Source organism: Shewanella sp. 10N.286.45.A1, assembly GCF_041470405.1.
Taxonomy (GTDB): domain Bacteria; phylum Pseudomonadota; class Gammaproteobacteria; order Enterobacterales; family Shewanellaceae; genus Shewanella.
In genome coordinates this window covers 18,066-33,915 of sequence record NZ_JBFRMK010000116.1, presented here as the reverse complement: position 1 = coordinate 33,915, position 15,850 = coordinate 18,066, and the positions used below count along the sequence as shown (strand labels likewise).

The 15,850-nt window shown below is 42.1% G+C and carries 15 protein-coding genes; 8 read left to right on the top strand and 7 right to left on the bottom strand.

Features of this window, described 5'->3' with window-relative positions; all coding sequences use genetic code 11:
* Positions 1–157 precede the first annotated feature (157 nt).
* From efp to AB4238_RS09785, 6 genes are all read right to left on the bottom strand, one after another.
* Positions 158–718 carry an elongation factor P gene (gene efp / locus AB4238_RS09810; RefSeq protein ID WP_020912710.1) on the bottom strand — a complete coding sequence of 187 codons (561 nt, stop codon included), beginning with the start codon at positions 716–718 and terminating at the stop codon, positions 158–160.
* A gap of 45 nt (positions 719–763) precedes the next feature.
* Complete coding sequence (earP, locus tag AB4238_RS09805; RefSeq protein WP_372033270.1) at positions 764–1,969, bottom strand: elongation factor P maturation arginine rhamnosyltransferase EarP; 1,206 nt, start codon at positions 1,967–1,969, stop codon at positions 764–766.
* Positions 1,970–2,067: 98 nt separating this feature from the next.
* Positions 2,068–2,595 (bottom strand): flavodoxin FldA, encoded by a 528-nt coding sequence (gene fldA, locus AB4238_RS09800; protein ID WP_020912708.1) that lies wholly within the window; start codon positions 2,593–2,595, stop codon positions 2,068–2,070.
* A gap of 53 nt (positions 2,596–2,648) precedes the next feature.
* The gene (gene ybfE, locus AB4238_RS09795; protein ID WP_220736400.1) at positions 2,649–2,921 is read right to left on the bottom strand and encodes a LexA regulated protein; all 273 of its coding nucleotides are present in this window, start codon (positions 2,919–2,921) and stop codon (positions 2,649–2,651) included.
* 11 nt (positions 2,922–2,932) lie between these two features.
* Positions 2,933–3,154 (bottom strand): DUF2788 domain-containing protein, encoded by a 222-nt coding sequence (locus AB4238_RS09790; protein ID WP_248976127.1) that lies wholly within the window; start codon positions 3,152–3,154, stop codon positions 2,933–2,935.
* A gap of 98 nt (positions 3,155–3,252) precedes the next feature.
* Complete coding sequence (locus AB4238_RS09785; protein ID WP_372033269.1) at positions 3,253–4,008, bottom strand: alpha/beta fold hydrolase; 756 nt, start codon at positions 4,006–4,008, stop codon at positions 3,253–3,255.
* A 268-nt stretch (positions 4,009–4,276) separates the two neighbouring features.
* Here AB4238_RS09785 and seqA point away from each other — a divergent pair, with 268 nt between their 5' ends.
* Positions 4,277–4,834 (top strand): replication initiation negative regulator SeqA, encoded by a 558-nt coding sequence (gene seqA / locus AB4238_RS09780; RefSeq protein ID WP_372033268.1) that lies wholly within the window; start codon positions 4,277–4,279, stop codon positions 4,832–4,834.
* A gap of 35 nt (positions 4,835–4,869) precedes the next feature.
* Positions 4,870–6,513 carry a phosphoglucomutase (alpha-D-glucose-1,6-bisphosphate-dependent) gene (gene pgm, locus AB4238_RS09775; protein ID WP_372033267.1) on the top strand — a complete coding sequence of 548 codons (1,644 nt, stop codon included), beginning with the start codon at positions 4,870–4,872 and terminating at the stop codon, positions 6,511–6,513.
* 110 nt (positions 6,514–6,623) lie between these two features.
* On the opposite strand, the gene msrA is transcribed toward pgm, so the two are convergent.
* Positions 6,624–7,103, bottom strand: coding sequence for a peptide-methionine (S)-S-oxide reductase MsrA (gene msrA, locus AB4238_RS09770; protein WP_372033266.1), 480 nt, complete (start codon positions 7,101–7,103; stop codon positions 6,624–6,626).
* A 246-nt stretch (positions 7,104–7,349) separates the two neighbouring features.
* On the opposite strand from msrA, the gene astE reads away from it, so the two are divergent.
* From astE to AB4238_RS09740, 6 genes are all read left to right on the top strand, one after another.
* On the top strand, positions 7,350–8,387 hold the full coding sequence (gene astE / locus AB4238_RS09765) for a succinylglutamate desuccinylase (protein ID WP_372033265.1): 1,038 nt from the start codon (positions 7,350–7,352) through the stop codon (positions 8,385–8,387).
* 183 nt (positions 8,388–8,570) lie between these two features.
* The gene (locus AB4238_RS09760; RefSeq protein WP_020912699.1) at positions 8,571–9,749 is read left to right on the top strand and encodes a thiamine pyrophosphate-dependent dehydrogenase E1 component subunit alpha; all 1,179 of its coding nucleotides are present in this window, start codon (positions 8,571–8,573) and stop codon (positions 9,747–9,749) included.
* 3 nt (positions 9,750–9,752) lie between these two features.
* Positions 9,753–10,730 carry an alpha-ketoacid dehydrogenase subunit beta gene (locus tag AB4238_RS09755; protein ID WP_372033263.1) on the top strand — a complete coding sequence of 326 codons (978 nt, stop codon included), beginning with the start codon at positions 9,753–9,755 and terminating at the stop codon, positions 10,728–10,730.
* 9 nt (positions 10,731–10,739) lie between these two features.
* Positions 10,740–12,290, top strand: a complete 1,551-nt coding sequence (locus tag AB4238_RS09750; protein ID WP_372033262.1) for a dihydrolipoyllysine-residue acetyltransferase — start codon at positions 10,740–10,742, stop codon at positions 12,288–12,290.
* A 230-nt stretch (positions 12,291–12,520) separates the two neighbouring features.
* Entirely contained in the window at positions 12,521–13,588 is a 1,068-nt protein-coding gene (nadA, locus tag AB4238_RS09745) for a quinolinate synthase NadA (RefSeq protein ID WP_372033261.1), read from the top strand.
* 183 nt (positions 13,589–13,771) lie between these two features.
* A complete protein-coding gene (locus AB4238_RS09740; protein ID WP_372033259.1) occupies positions 13,772–15,766 on the top strand; it encodes a methyl-accepting chemotaxis protein in 1,995 nt (664 codons plus the stop codon).
* The last annotated feature ends 84 nt before the right edge of the window (positions 15,767–15,850 follow it).

Here is a 15,850-nt window from a genome sequence, read left to right as displayed (position 1 = left end):
TCTTTACCAATGCGCTTTGAATTGAAAAGGCTGAGGGACTCTGAACTGGCCAAATACTTAATGCAATTGGTATAAGTACAATTTATATTTGTGTAGGCCGTAATCTAGACAATAAAAAGCCAACCTCGCGGTTGGCTTAGATGAAACGCGTTTAAGCTTAGACGCGTTTCTTAAATTCGTTTGTGCGAGTATCGATTTCGATCATATCGCCAGTTTTAACGAAATCAGCAACACTTAATGTGCTTCCGCCAGCAATAGTAGCTGGTTTCATGACTTTACCTGACGTATCGCCACGTGCTGAAGGCTCAGTGTAAGTCACTTCGCGGGTAACGATAATCGGTAGCTCTACAGAAATCGCTTTCTCTTCGTAGAAAGTCACCTGGCAAACATCTTCCATACCATCAGTAATGTAGGCTGCAGCATCACCTAAGTTTTCAGCTTCAACATCATACTGATTGAATTCTTCATCCATAAATACGTACATAGGATCAGCAAAGTATGAATATGTACAATCAAGGCGATCTAGCACGATAACGTCTAGCTTATCTTCACCCTTGAATGATGTTTCAGTTGTAGAGTCAAGCAATACGTTCTTTAGCTTTAACTTTACCACTGCAGCGTTACGGCCTGAGCGACTTGTTTCAGTCTTTAGGACAACCCATGGGTTGCCATCTAACATGATCACGTTACCAGGACGGACTTCATGAGCAGTTTTCATTACACAATTTCCTATTTTAGGTTTTTTCTATTTCAACGCAGTATCTTAGCTATTTTTGACGAATTGAACTAGTCGAGAAGCAAGATCTGTATCATTTAATGTGTTAATTGGCCATTGTTTGGCGTTTTTAGTGAGTTCGGGCAGGGTACCAGTCAGACTTTTCCATGCTTTTTGCGTGTCTTGTGGATTACCCGTATTAAACGCGATATTCAAATTTTTATATATTTTGGAGGCATCTTCAGCCAAGTCACAGCAGTACAACTTGAGAAATGCATCTAATTTAACCAGATGATAATCATCCTCTTGAGGGTAGATATGCCAAATAAAAGGTTTTGCCGCCCATTGGGCTCGTAGAAAGGAGTCTTCACCACGTACAATATTAAAATCACAGCTCCATAACAGCTCATCAAAGCCTTGTTGATCTGTCATCGGCAAAATATGCAAGGTTAGCTGACCATGTTTTATCTGTTGCCCAGGTTTAAGATCAGTAATAGAGCAGGGCAATAAGGAGTGTAAACAATTTAGACTACGCCCTTTAGGTATGAGTGCGTGAACGGGCTTTTTACTTTGCTTCCATAGATTGCATAACGCTGGTAATGCCGGAGTTTCATAGCTAAAAACACTGACGACGGTATCACTACTCGTAATACCTATAAGGCCGAGTTTATCAAACAGTTGCTGACGACAATCTGGATTGCTTTGCCAGCGTGCTCGTTTAGTTAGGGTGTCTTTTTCACAAATTAGACCGCCAGTCTTTGCGGTAAATCCTGGGAAATAAAAGTTCTTATTCAAACCATTAGCTTGCATAGAGGGCAGACCGTGACATCCCTCTACCCACGTTTCCGCACTAAGGTATTCAAGGTTTAACCAAGCAGGCGCTTTAGTGTTGCTAAGTTTATTTTTATACGCTTGGTGCTGGTTATACATGATTTGCACAACGTGTTCAGGTAAGTCACAGGCAAATGCTTCAATGACGACATCTGGGCAGTTAAAGCAAACAGGTAATGGGTCACTCCAAAGGTTTATTTTTACACCATGCAGTATTTGGCTGGTAAGCTTTGGGTCAAGACAAGGCAGTATATGGGAGAAACTCTTTAAATCATCGACCCATAAAGTGACGTTTATCTGGTATTCATTGGTAAGTTGCTTAGCCAGACGCCAGGTGACACCAATATCGCCATAGTTATCGACAACAGCACAAAAGATATCCCATTTTACCAAAGGCTTTTCGACTTCCACCATACTTGTCATTCTTACTTGCTACCTAAAAATCTTTTATGACCACTACAAACACAAAAAACGGCATAAATGCCGTTTTTGTTTTAAAGCTTAGTAATCCTAATGGACTATTAATCTTCTAATTCTGCTAAGCACATCTCTTCGTAGATCTGCTTGACCCAAGCATCAACACGCTCTTCAGTTAGTTCTGGTTGACGGTCTTCGTCAATGCCTAGTCCGACAAAATGTTTGTCATCAACTAAACCTTTAGACGCTTCAAAATCATAGCCTTCTGTTGGCCAGTGACCGATAACGATACCGCCGCGACCTTCAACAATCTCATTAACCATGCCCATCGCATCGAGAAAGTATTCAGCGTAGTCTTCTTGATCACCACAACCGAAAATAGCAACAAGCTTATCTTCAAAGTTGACTTGCTCAAGTTCTGGGAAAAAATCATCCCAATCACACTGTGCTTCACCGTAATACCATGTTGGGATCCCGAAAAGAAGCAGATCATAATCTGCTATCTGTTCTTTGGTACTTTTGGCGATATCTTTCACCTCAACCATTTTTTTACCCAGTTTTTTCTGGATCATTTTGGCGACGGCTTCGGTGTTGCCTGTGTCAGACCCGAAAAAAAGACCTACTGTAGCCATTGTTGTTCCTTTAATATCTAGTTCGCTTTAAGGTATTTATGCTGCAGAAGCATTTAATCGCTTACAAGCTTCTGCAGTATTGATTCTATTAACTGACTGCGGCTGATGTTACTGGCCATTGCCTGTTCATTCAAGGCGTCATACAAATCTTGTGACACCTTTAACTCTATTCGCTTTAATCCGTTCGCTCTGTCGCGCTGGATCTGATTTCTTTTATTAATTTTTAGTTGCTGGTCCCGCGGCAGTGGGTTGCTGCGAGGACGACCACGTCGTTTTTCTGTTGCGAACAGATCAATGGTGGTTCTATCTGATGTTTCTTTTGCCATTGAGTTCGTATTTAACTGATGCCTGAGCCTTCCCAAGTCATCTGTATAATCCCTTTTGCTATAAACCCGGCACAGCCGAGAAATAAAACTAACCAAACAATGTATTGACCAAATTTAGGGACTTTACCCTGCTTTAGTACATCGTGTATGGCCATACCGATAAAAAAGAAAATGGCTGCAAAAAACAGGTTTAAGCCTAAAGCTTCAATCTGTTCCATATATTGCATTAACATCTACCATTCCTTCTGGCCAAAAAAAGTGGCGCGAATATACCACATAAGTTTTAAAGCGGCTAGACGATTTACACCTTAATCGCGCAATTCTAAGCTCATTAATCGGTAATAAATTCTTTAACTATACGGTTAAAAATGCTGGCTTTTTGAGCATGTAGCCAGTGACCCGCACCCTCAATAGTTTTCGCTTTAACTGTTGGGAATTGTTCAATTATAGCGCTTCGGTGTGCCGACGTAACATAGTCTGAGTCGGCGCCTCGTATAAATAGGCAAGCACCTTGGTATGGTGTTGTGAATGTCGGCCAACTAATTATGTCGTTATAGCTGTGTTTTAAGCCTTGTACATTCATCTTCCATTTAAAGCCTTCATCACTACGTGCAAGTGATTTTAGTAAAAACTGCGCTGTACCTTCGTCGATGTCGTGCTCAAGCATATGTTGCAATGCATCGCGTCGATCTTTTATTTGACTTAGCGGCATGCTTTCAAGTGCTGCAAAGACCTTATCGTGACGGCTGTTATAAGTAACAGGGGCAATATCTGCTACCACCAGTTTACTAACCTGCTCTGGGTAAGACAGGGCCGTCGCCATCGCAATTTTTCCACCCATAGAGTGGCCGATCAAAATCGCATTGCTAATATTGAGGTTTTCAATGAGCTGCTTGATATCTTCAGCTAGCGATAGATAAGTCATAGAGGTGACCCGTTTGCTATTGCCATGGTTGGCGACATCTACTCTGACGACGGTAAAGCTGTCTTCTAAACTTTTACCAAGTGCTTTAAGATTATCAAGATCACCAAATAGTCCGTGGATTAGAATCACAACCGGTCCATTGCCATTGGTCGTATAGTGCATTTTATGTCTACCTCTAAGAACAATTAAGGCAGATTGTGCCTGTATCAATAAAATAATCCAAGTCAGGTCACTAAATTGTCATCTCTTTGGTGCATTATTAGCCGCTTAATAGGGTTAACCGTCACTCTTTCTTATGCGGATCGCAGTTTTCAATTATTGGTGCTTTATCAAGGCTCTAAACCTCGTTACACTGAGGGGATAATTCGGGGCTGTAATATAGTCATTAATAACACCGGAACCAGTTTTCTACGTAAGGAAGATAAACGTTATGAAATATATCGAGGTTGATGAAGAGCTTTACCGTCACATTGCCAGCAAGACTGAACATATTGGCGAGAGTGCTTCTGATATTTTACGTCGAATACTAGGACTGCGGGTTGATTCAATTGCACAGATGGAGCCTGAAACCATTAGCCATCCAAGCTTGGAAGTCAATAAGGATGTGGTTGAAGCAGCGGTAGAACCTAAAGTCGTGCAAGAAAACCCAACATCAGACTTCATTGAGCTTATAGACGCAAATTTGCTTGCAGCTCAAAAGGGAGCCGTGGGACGTTTTCTATTTATACTCGACACGGTTTACCAGTCGTCTAATAGTCAATTTCAGCAAGTATTGCAGATCCAAGGACGTGACCGCTTGTATTTTGCCACCTCAAAGGATGCATTACTAAAGGCTAGTAAGTCGGCTAATCCAAAAGAGATTGGCAACAGTGGATTTTGGGTGACGACCAATAATAACACGGCTAAAAAGCGTACTATTTTGTCGGAGGTATTAACCCAATTTGGGACCGATGAAGAGCAAGTTGCAGCTATTACCAGTAAAATTTAATATCAAAATATAACAGTAACTAAAGGAGCTAGTTTTTGGCTATACATGAAAGAGCAGGGCGGATTGCTGAGCAAAAGGATTTGGTCAACACTTCGAAATTAGTAAGTCTATATTATCGATTATGCCCAAATGTAGCAGAGGTTACTGAGCAAGTGACCTTTGGCACTTCTGGTCATCGTGGTAGTGCGATTAAACGCAGTTTTAATGAAGCACACCTGCTCGCAATCGCACAAGCTGTTGCAGATTATCGCCTTCAAGCAGGCATTAGCGGCAAATTGATCTTAGGTATCGATACCCACGCTTTATCTCAGCCAGCAGCAATATCGGTTATTGAAGTATTAGTCGCAAATGAGGTAACCGTCGCAGTACATGAGAATGATGGCTTTACCCCAACGCCCGTAGTTTCACATGCCATCGTTTGCGCAAATAAAAATAGAGAACGCGATTTAGTCGATGGACTGATTGTGACTCCGTCGCATAACCCACCTCAAGATGGCGGTATTAAGTATAATCCTCCCCATGGTGGACCAGCCGAAGGTGATATCACTCAATGGATCCAACATCGAGCCAACGAATACTTAGCGAATGGTTTAGTCGGCGTTAAACGCTGCGATTATACCCAAGCGCTGCAGTCTGAATTTGTTAACCAAGAAGATTTTATTACGCCTTATGTAGATGATTTGGCGAACGTTATAAACTTGTCAGCTATTGCTGATGCTAAGCTACGTCTAGGCGTCGATCCGCTAGGTGGTTCAGGTATTCACTATTGGCAACCTATCGCTGAGCAATATGGCTTAGATATATCAATTGTTAATAACAACATTGACCCAAGCTTCAGTTTTATGCCGTTAGACAAAGATGGCAAAATTCGCATGGATTGTTCATCGCCTTACGCTATGGCGGGTCTGCTTGCCCATAAAGATAATTACGATCTTTGCTTTGGCAATGATCCTGATTATGATCGTCATGGAATAGTGTGCCCAGGTACAGGTTTAATGAACCCTAACCACTTTCTTGCCGTTGCCATCGACTACTTGGTAACACATAGATCTGATTGGACCGACAACATGCTAATAGGTAAAACATTAGTGTCGAGTGCCATGATTGATAAGGTCTGTGACATGCACGGCAAGCGTATGTCAGAAGTCCCGGTCGGCTTCAAATGGTTCGTGGACGGTCTCGCCAACAGTACTTTTGCTTTTGGCGGGGAAGAGAGTGCTGGAGCAGCTTTCTTAAGGCTTGATGGTAGCACTTGGTGTACCGATAAAGATGGCTTTATTCTGTGCTTATTAGCAGCGGAAATACTCGCTGTTACCGGTAAAACACCACAGCAACGTTACCTTGAACTTGAAGCTGAATTTGGTAAAAGTTATTACCAGAGGATTGATAGCCCGATTAGTTTAGAGAACAAGGCTAAATTTAGTCAGATCACTGTTGAGTCTATATCAGCGACAACTCTCGCTGGCGACGTTATTAGCCAACGACTCACCCATGCGCCAGGCAACAACGCAGCAATTGGTGGTATAAAAGTTTCAACCGAGAATGGTTGGTTTGCAGCTCGCCCGTCAGGGACCGAAGCGCTATTTAAACTTTATGGTGAGAGCTTTGTGAGTGAACAACATCTACAGCTTTTGTTAGCAGAAGCGCAGCAGATAGTTGAACAAGCTCTAGCGGGTTAGTATCAGATTTATTAATAATAAAGGCGCCGAATGGCGCCTTTATTTTGTGGCTTTTTTATTGAAAAATTTAAGAGTTAAACGTCAAAAATGGAGAGTGATCTCTACCCAGTTTAGAAACTAATATGACAACTGGGTAAGTTATTCTTAGCTAAATAATCTTGATGATAAGCTTCTGCTTCATGGAACTGCTCGATAGGAACAATTTCAGTCACTATCGGCTTATTGCCCCACTTTTTACTGTCTATAACTGCTTGTTTAGCAAGCTGCGCTTGTTTTTGTTGTAATGCGTCGTGAAAAAACACACTACTTCGATATTGATCGCCGACATCTTCACCCTGCTGGTTTAGCGTTGTCGGATTATGGTTTTTCCAAAAGATCTCAAGCAGGGCATTGAAAGAAACCTTGTTTGGATCGTATTCAACTTGTACTACTTCAGCGTGACCGGTAATTCCCGCCTTTACATCAGCATAAGATGAATACTGATCGTTTCCACCCATATAGCCACAGACACAGTTAGCCACGCCGTCTACTTGCTTAAAAAAATATTCAACACCCCAAAAACAACCTGCACCGAATGTAGCTAAAGCCATGTCGACTCCTAAAAATAATGTTAGCCGTTTGGATGGCTAGATGTCTTTATTGTGTTTTAAGTTTAGTTGCAATGCAAGTACAAATTAATCTAGCTGATTACTTGTTGAACTAAGACGGTAAATTCGTTGGCTTCTATAAGTTGATTTCGTGCTAATATCCAGTGCATTAGCGCCGAAGTAGCTTGGTTTAAATGGATAATCATTCTTACCACCTGCGCACTGACAAGTATAAATAAGGAGAGATTTGTGTTTCATGAATTGAAGCAGTCTAAGGATTTTCTCGCACTAACATTGGCTCACCCTCAATATCTCTCAGAGAGCTTTGAATTTGACTTGGGTGAGCATACGCATGTTGAAGTGTGGGATACCGGCGTTATTGTGTTTGAGCCAAAGCAAACAAAACATAGCAAAGATATCGTGTTGTCTTGTGCGGTACACGGTAATGAGACTGCGCCAATTGAATTATGTAACGCTTTAACCACTCAAATTTTATCTGAAGAGTTAAAACTTGCACAGCGGGTAATGTTTCTCATTGGCAATCCTGCTGCTATCCACAACGGTACCCGCTTTATTGACGAGAACTTAAACCGTTTGTTTAATGGTGCCCATTCACGTGATGAAGGTTTGTGTAATCCAGAGCGCGTTCGAGCTCATAAGTTAGAACAATATGTCGATAGGTTTTACGCTTCACAATCTGGTGAAAGACATCGTATACACTATGATCTACATACAGCTATACGCGGTTCAAAGCATGAAAAGTTCGCTATCTATCCTTATCGACCTGGCCGAAAGTACAGTAGAGAGCAGATAATGTTCCTTGAATCTTGTGGCGTAAATACCATTTTATTTCATCATGAACCAACAACAACCTTCAGTTACTTCTCATCTGAGAATTATCGAGCTGATGCTTTCACCATCGAGTTAGGCAAAGTATTCCCGATGGGCCAAAACGATATGACACGTTTTATCGCCATGAAAGAGATGCTGACCTTGTTGATGACAGGTAAAGACCTACAATTGCCTGAGTTTGACCTTAAACGATTAAATCTCTATCAAGTCTGCCGTTCTGTGAACAAACATTTCGACGATTTTGAATTTAACTTTACTAATGATGTCGAAAACTTTACCGCATTTCCTAAAGGTTATACGTTAGCGAAAGAGGGCGGTAAGGCGGTTAAGATTGAGCATGAGTTTGAGTCTATTGTATTCCCTAATGCCAAAGTGCCTGTGGGCCAACGTACGGTACTGATGTTAAAGACTGCAGACGACAGTAATTTAGACTAAATTCAAACTGAATAACTGTGCATGTAAACCAATATATACATGCAAGGAAGCGCTTAGTTGTCTTTTGAGTGATGGGAAGTATTGAGAGTTAGTTTACGTTAACGTAATGTTCTTCCCGCGTATTAGAATAGATAGATGTTTCTTTTTGACATTTGGAAGCATCATAAATAACAAGAGCACATTATGAGCAACGCAACAACAAATGCTGAGACTGTCCATCGTGTAAGTTTTTTAGATAAAAATGCTATCGCGATCCCCATCCTTAAAGTATTACAAGCAGATGGTACAGCCTATGAGGGCGCAGTATTGCCCGTCATAGATGAAGATTTAGCGAATAAGATCCACGATACTTGCGTATTTACGCGGGTTATTGACGAGCGTATGTTGGGTGCGCAGCGTCAAGGTCGAATTAGCTTTTATATGACATGTACTGGTGAAGAAGCCTCTATTATAGGCAGCACCGCTGCGCTTGATGACGGTGATGTTATTTTAGCCCAGTACCGTGAACATGCAGCGCTACGCTACCGTGGGTTCACAACTGAACAGTTTATGAACCAAATGTTCAGCAATGAAAAAGATTTGGGTAAAGGTCGCCAAATGCCGATCCATTACGGCAGCGAAGCTCTTAACTATCAGACCATCTCTTCACCGCTAGCGACACAGATCCCTCAGGCAACAGGCGTTGCTTACAGTTTGAAAATGCAAAAAAAGCGTAATATCGCTATTTGTTACTTTGGTGAAGGTGCAGCTTCTGAGGGTGACTTTCATGCGGGTCTTAATATGGCCGCAGTACTTAACTCGCCAGTAATCTTTTTCTGCCGTAACAATGGTTATGCTATTTCGACACCTACAGAAGAGCAGTTTTCAGGTAATGGTATAGCGAGTCGTGGTCCTGGTTACGGCATGCACACTATTCGGGTAGATGGCAACGATATGCTCGCAGTGTTAGCGGCGACGCAACAAGCGAGGGCTTACGCGTTAGATAACAATGCACCAGTACTCATTGAAGCGATGACTTATCGTTTAGGCGCACATTCTTCATCAGATGACCCTTCGGGCTATCGCTCAAAAGACGAAGAAGCAAAGTGGCAGCAGCATGATCCTGTGAAACGCTTCAAGTTATGGATGATCAACAAAGGTTGGTTAAACGAGAAGCAAGATGCCGATCTATATGTCAAATACCGTGAAGAGGTGTTGGCGGAACTTAAAGTTGCTGAAAAGGTGCCGTTACCGCACTTAGATGAACTGATTCAAGATGTGTATGACAAGCCAACACCAATCCTAGAGAAACAGTTAGCTGATCTTAAGTCACACATTAAAAAGTATCCAGAAGCCTATCCAAAAAGCGCAGGGAGAATCTAAGCTGTGGCAGAGATGAATATGTTGCAAGCCATTAACGAAGCCCTGAGCTCGGAAATGGAAGCTGATAAAAAAATGATGGTATTTGGTGAAGACGTTGGTCATTTTGGCGGTGTTTTCAGAGCGACTTCTGGCTTGCAAGAAAAGTTTGGCCGTGACCGTTGCTTTAATACCCCTCTAACTGAACAAGGTATTGCTGGTTTTGCTAATGGCCTAGCATCCAATGGCATGACCGCTGTTGCCGAAATTCAATTTGCAGATTATATCTTTCCGGCGATCGATCAGATAGTCAACGAAAGCGCTAAATTTCGTTACCGTAGTGGTAATGAGTTTGACGTTGGTGGATTAACCTTCCGAACTCCTTATGGTGGCGGTATTGCAGGTGGTCACTATCATTCGCAATCGCCTGAAGCCTATTTTACCCAGACGCCTGGGCTTAAAGTGGTTATTCCTCGTAACCCTGAGCAAGCAAAAGGGTTATTGATTGCCTCAATACGCGATAAAAATCCGGTTATATTCTTCGAACCAAAGCGACTTTACCGTGCGTCGGTAGGGGAAGTTCGTGACGGTGATTTTGAGATCGAACTTGGTAAAGCTGAAGTGGTCCGCCAGGGTACTGATATCACTCTACTAGGCTGGGGCGCACAGATGGAAATTCTTGAAAACGCCGCAGATATGGCAGCAAAAAAGGGCATTTCATGTGAAGTGATCGATCTGCGCACCTTGTCACCGTGGGATGTTGATACAGTAGCGGCATCAGTTAAAAAGACAGGTCGATTACTCATTAACCATGAAGCTCCGTTAACTGGCGGTTTCGCTGGCGAAATAGCGGCTACGATTCAAGAAGAGTGTTTCTTATACCTTGAATCACCTATTGCACGTGTTTGTGGTTTGGATACTCCCTATCCGTTAATCCATGAAAAAGAATATATGCCAGATGCTTTGAAAACATTTGAAGCGATTAAAGCATCGGTTAAATTTTAGGAGCTCGCCATGATTAAAGAATTTATTCTGCCTGATATCGGTGAAGGCGTTGTTGAATGCGAACTCGTTGAATGGTTAGTGCAAGAGGGTGATGTTGTTACTGAAGATCAGCCAATAGCTGACGTAATGACAGATAAAGCGCTGGTACAAATTCCAGCACCTTACGCCGGAACCATTGCAAAACTGCATTACGCTAAAGGTGAAATTGCTATAGTGCACCAACCTTTGTACTCGGTTGATGTTGGTGGTTCAGCACCACTTGTTGTTGAAGAGGTGAGTGAGCAGCCTCAAGAGACTGAATCTGTTTCTGTCGCTTCTACTAGTGTGACTATCGAAGAGTTTCTATTACCAGACATTGGTGAGGGGATTGTTGAGTGTGAACTGGTTGAATGGTTAGTTAGCGAAGGCGACACTGTGGTCGAGGATCAGCCGATTGCTGATGTTATGACTGATAAAGCACTGGTTCAAATTCCAGCAATTAAAAACGGTAAAATCGCCAAACTGCATTACCGTAAAGGCCAGTTAGCTAAAGTGCATGCACCGTTGTTTGCGATTGAAGTTGAATCTCACACCACTACTACTGCACCAGCAGAGAATACAACAACTGCTGAATTGAAAAACACACCTGTTAGTCAGAATGTTGAGCCTGTTGGACAAGGTAAAGCACTTGCAAGTCCAGCAGTGCGTCGTTTAGCGCGCACTCTCGATATCGATATCGCTTCGGTTAAAGGTACTGGTAAGAATGGTCGTGTATTTAAAGAAGATATAGAACGTCATCAGTCGCCTGTTGCTGTACCAAGCCAACAAGAGCAAGGCGTTTCGTCGACGGCAATCGAAAAGCCTAAAGCTGTTACTGCTGATCGAGTAGAACCAATTAAAGGTGTACGTGCTGTAATGGCAAGAATGATGACAGAATCAGTGTCTACCATTCCACATTTCACCTATTGTGAAGAGTTTGACCTAACAGAATTGGTTGCGCTGCGCGAAAGCATGAAGAAGAAGTATTCAACTGATGAGTTAAAGCTCACTATGATGCCATTCTTTATGAAATCAATGTCACTGGCACTGACTCAATTCCCTGATATGAATAGCCAAGTTAATGCTGACTGTAGTGAACAGACATTCCTAAGTAGTCATAACATAGGCATGGCAGTTGACTCTAAAGTGGGATTATTAGTACCGAATGTAAAAGACGTACAAGATAAAACTATTCTAGAGATCGCTGCAGATATTACCCGTTTAACCACAGCAGCTCGAAGCGGACGTGTGTCGCCTAGTGATCTTAAAGGTGGCAGTATTTCAATTTCAAATATTGGCGCTTTAGGCGGTACGGTAGCAACACCTATCATCAATAAACCTGAAGTAGCAATTGTTGCGCTTGGAAAGTTGCAGGTATTGCCAAGATTTAATGCTGCTGGCGAAGTTGAAGCGCGTAAGATCATGCAAGTGAGTTGGTCGGGCGATCACAGAGTGATAGATGGCGGCACGATTGCACGTTTCTGTAATTTATGGAAACTATACCTAGAGCAACCTCAAGAGATGCTGTTAGCAATGCAATAATTTTTATATTGAGTGTTGAATGTGAAAAAGGTGCTGACTAAAGCACCTTTTTTGTATTTGGTTATTGGCAATACCAAATCCCATTCAGTATAAAAATTTACTCCTTTAGCGAGAGCTTTGAAGTTTTGAAATAAATGAATGATTGGACTAATAGAATAAGGATTAAGAGTTTTAAATTTGTGAACTATTCCGTATAATTCCGCTAATCTGTTATTGCCTTTGGTTGTTGTATGAGCGCGTTCGTCCCAAATATTGAATCTATTGACTACCCATTCCCGCCTAAACCTATGCCTTTATCTGATATAGAAAAGGAACAATCAAAAGCGCGTATAAAGCAGCTGCTTAAAGAGCGAAACGCGGTACTGGTCGCTCACTACTATACGGACCCTGAAATTCAAGCGCTTGCCGAAGAAACTGGCGGTTGTGTATCAGACTCATTAGAGATGGCTCGTTTTGGGCGAGATCACCCTGCCAAAACACTTATCGTCGCTGGCGTTAAATTTATGGGTGAAACTTCAAAAATATTAAGCCCTGAAAAAACAGTCTTAATGCCAACACTTGATGCTACCTGTTCGTTAGATATCGGTTGCCCAATCGAAACCTTCAGCGAGTTTTGTGATGCACACCCAGATCATACTGTTGTGGTTTATGCCAATACATCTGCTGCAGTTAAAGCACGTGCTGATTGGGTGGTAACATCTAGTATTGCGCTAGAGATTGTTGAACATCTTGATAGTGAAGATAAAAAGATAATCTGGGGGCCAGACCGCCATCTAGGCAGTTATATCGCCAAAGAAACTGGCGCTGACATGTTGATGTGGCAGGGCGAGTGTATTGTACATGACGAGTTCAAAGCTAAAGCATTAACTGAACTGAAAAAACAACACCCAACAGCAGCGATATTAGTTCATCCAGAATCTCCAGCGAGTGTGGTTGAGTTAGCCGATGCCGTCGGTTCTACCAGTCAATTGATTAAAGCTGCTCAGACAATGGACAATGATAAGTTTATCGTCGCAACTGACAGAGGCATTTTCTATAAAATGCAACAAGCTGCACCTAATAAGCAGCTTATTGAAGCACCAACTGGTGGCAATGGTGCAACGTGTAAGAGCTGTGCACATTGTCCTTGGATGGCGATGAACGGTTTAAAAGCGATAGAAAGTTCGTTAGAGGTTGGCGCACAACAACAGCATGAGATATTTGTTGATGAAGAACTGCGGCTTGATGCGTTAAAACCTTTAGATCGAATGTTAAATTTCGCAAAAGAACTAAATATGAAGGTCAAAGGCAACGCTTAACAATTGTTAAGATATGTCACAGTAAGTTTATTTTTTGATCTGGATCACTTCAGCTTGATTGGTGATTAAAAAGCCTGCAATAGCAGGCTTTTTTTATGTAAATATTTTCAAACGGCTGTTTACCTTAAGCTTGTTTAGTTTATCCTAGCGACTAATTTGATTTTACAACTTAAAGGCATTCGAATGAGATGGAACTGGCTCGGCAACCTTTCGTTAAAATATAAATTTTTCATCGTTATCGCTCCCTCTTTATTTGCATCAATTGTCTTTGGTGGGCTTTATGCCTATGAACAATACAAATTAACCAAGCAGTTAGACCAAGTATTAGTGCTAAGCGAACTTGCAGTCGCTAATAGTAGTTTGGTGCATGAACTGCAAAAAGAACGAGGCATGAGTGCCGGCTTTATAGGCTCTAACGGTAAAGCTTTTAGTGCAGCGTTACCTGCCCAGCAACAAGATACTGATGAACTTCTTGGTATTTTTACGTTATTTCTAGCAAGTAACACATTGCCTGATGAGTTTACCGCTGAGATCCGTAAGACTAAAGCTCTGATAGGCCAAATCCCTGATATAAGAAGACAAGTACAAGCCCTGTCTATCAGTGTTGCGGATGAAGTCGCTTTCTATACTGAATTAAACAAAGAGTTATTAAGTATTGTCGACCTTACAGCTAAACAAGGAGCCAATCAGCAGATAGCAATTAAGGCTGCAGCATTCTCAGCTTACTTGCAGATGAAGGAGCGCGCAGGTATTGAAAGAGCGGTACTTAGTTCAACCTTTGGTAACGATGCTTTTAAAGTTGGTGCTTATCGACGCTTTGTCACCTTGGTGTCGGAGCAAGAAGCTTATCAAGAACGTTTTCTAGCGTTAACAGAGCCACAAAACTATTCTGACTACCATCAGCAACTAAACAATCAAGCATTCAAAGAGGTTGCAGACTATAGAGCGATTGCTTTTGCTCAGGACCCGCAACAGTTAAAGCAACAGCAACCAGAAAGATGGTTTCAGACATCTACAAAGCGAATAGAACTGTTAAGCCAGTTTGAACAGGGTTTATCTAATCAATTAATGGCAGTTACTAAGGCCAGACTCAACGTTGCAACTAAGCACCTTTATATAACGCTAACGGTATTACTCTTAGTTGCAAGTTTGGTTATTTTTGTTTCGATGTCAGTGATGCGTTTTATTCATCAGAGTGTGGCAAATGTTCAACGCAGTATGACTTTAGCGAGAGAAAATTTCGATTTAAGTGTCAGAATTGTGCAGCATAGCGATGATGAGTTTGGGGTATTAGCGAAAGCATTCAACGGAATGATGATCGACTTCGAAAAAGTGATTGCACACGTTAAAAATAATTCAAACGTATTATTTCAGGCGATTGAAAAGTTGGAGCAACACACTACTCAGCTAAAAAGTGATGTCCAACTAGGGCATAGTGAAGCAGAGCAGGTCGCATCGGCGATGACAGAAATGAGTGCGACTGTTGCAGAGATTGCCGAGAATGCCGAAAATGCTTCTAATGCTTCCACTGAAGCTAACCTTGAAGCCCAGGAGGGTAATGAAGAGGTTGGACGTTCGAGTGTGGCAATTAGTTTATTAGCAAATGAAATCAATGATTCCGCAACTGCTCTACAGGCGCTAGAGCAAGATATTCAAAGAATTGTTGCAGTATCTGATGTAATAAGCGGTATTGCCGAACAAACCAATCTTTTAGCGCTAAATGCAGCTATTGAAGCGGCTCGGGCCGGGGAGATGGGTCGTGGCTTTGCAGTAGTTGCCGACGAAGTAAGAAGCCTCGCCCAACGAGCTCAAACTGCAACTGGCGATATTAAGGAGATGACTGAAAGGTTGAGCTCTGGCGCTAATGTTGCGGTTAATGCAATGGATCGCGGGACAAAGCAGGCTGGTGATAGCGTAGCTGAAGCTGAAAAGGTGAGCGCCGAACTAGAAAAGATCGTCAATCATGTCGGTGTTATCGACAGCATGAATGAGCAAATTGCAGCCGCAACACACGAACAAAGTGCTGTAGCAGAAGAAGTAAACCAGAACGCACTGAAAATAAGTGAGATTTATGTACAGACTCATACAATTGCAGATGAGCTGCAGCTACTCACTAACGAATTAGTCAATGGTTCAAACGATGTGGCAAAAGAGGTCAGTAAATTTACGCTTTCTTGATGTGATATTGTGCGCTTAGCTCAAATGTGGCTAGCAAGTATGCAAACACTTGAACTAGTCACAAATACGCTTGACGCACTTAAG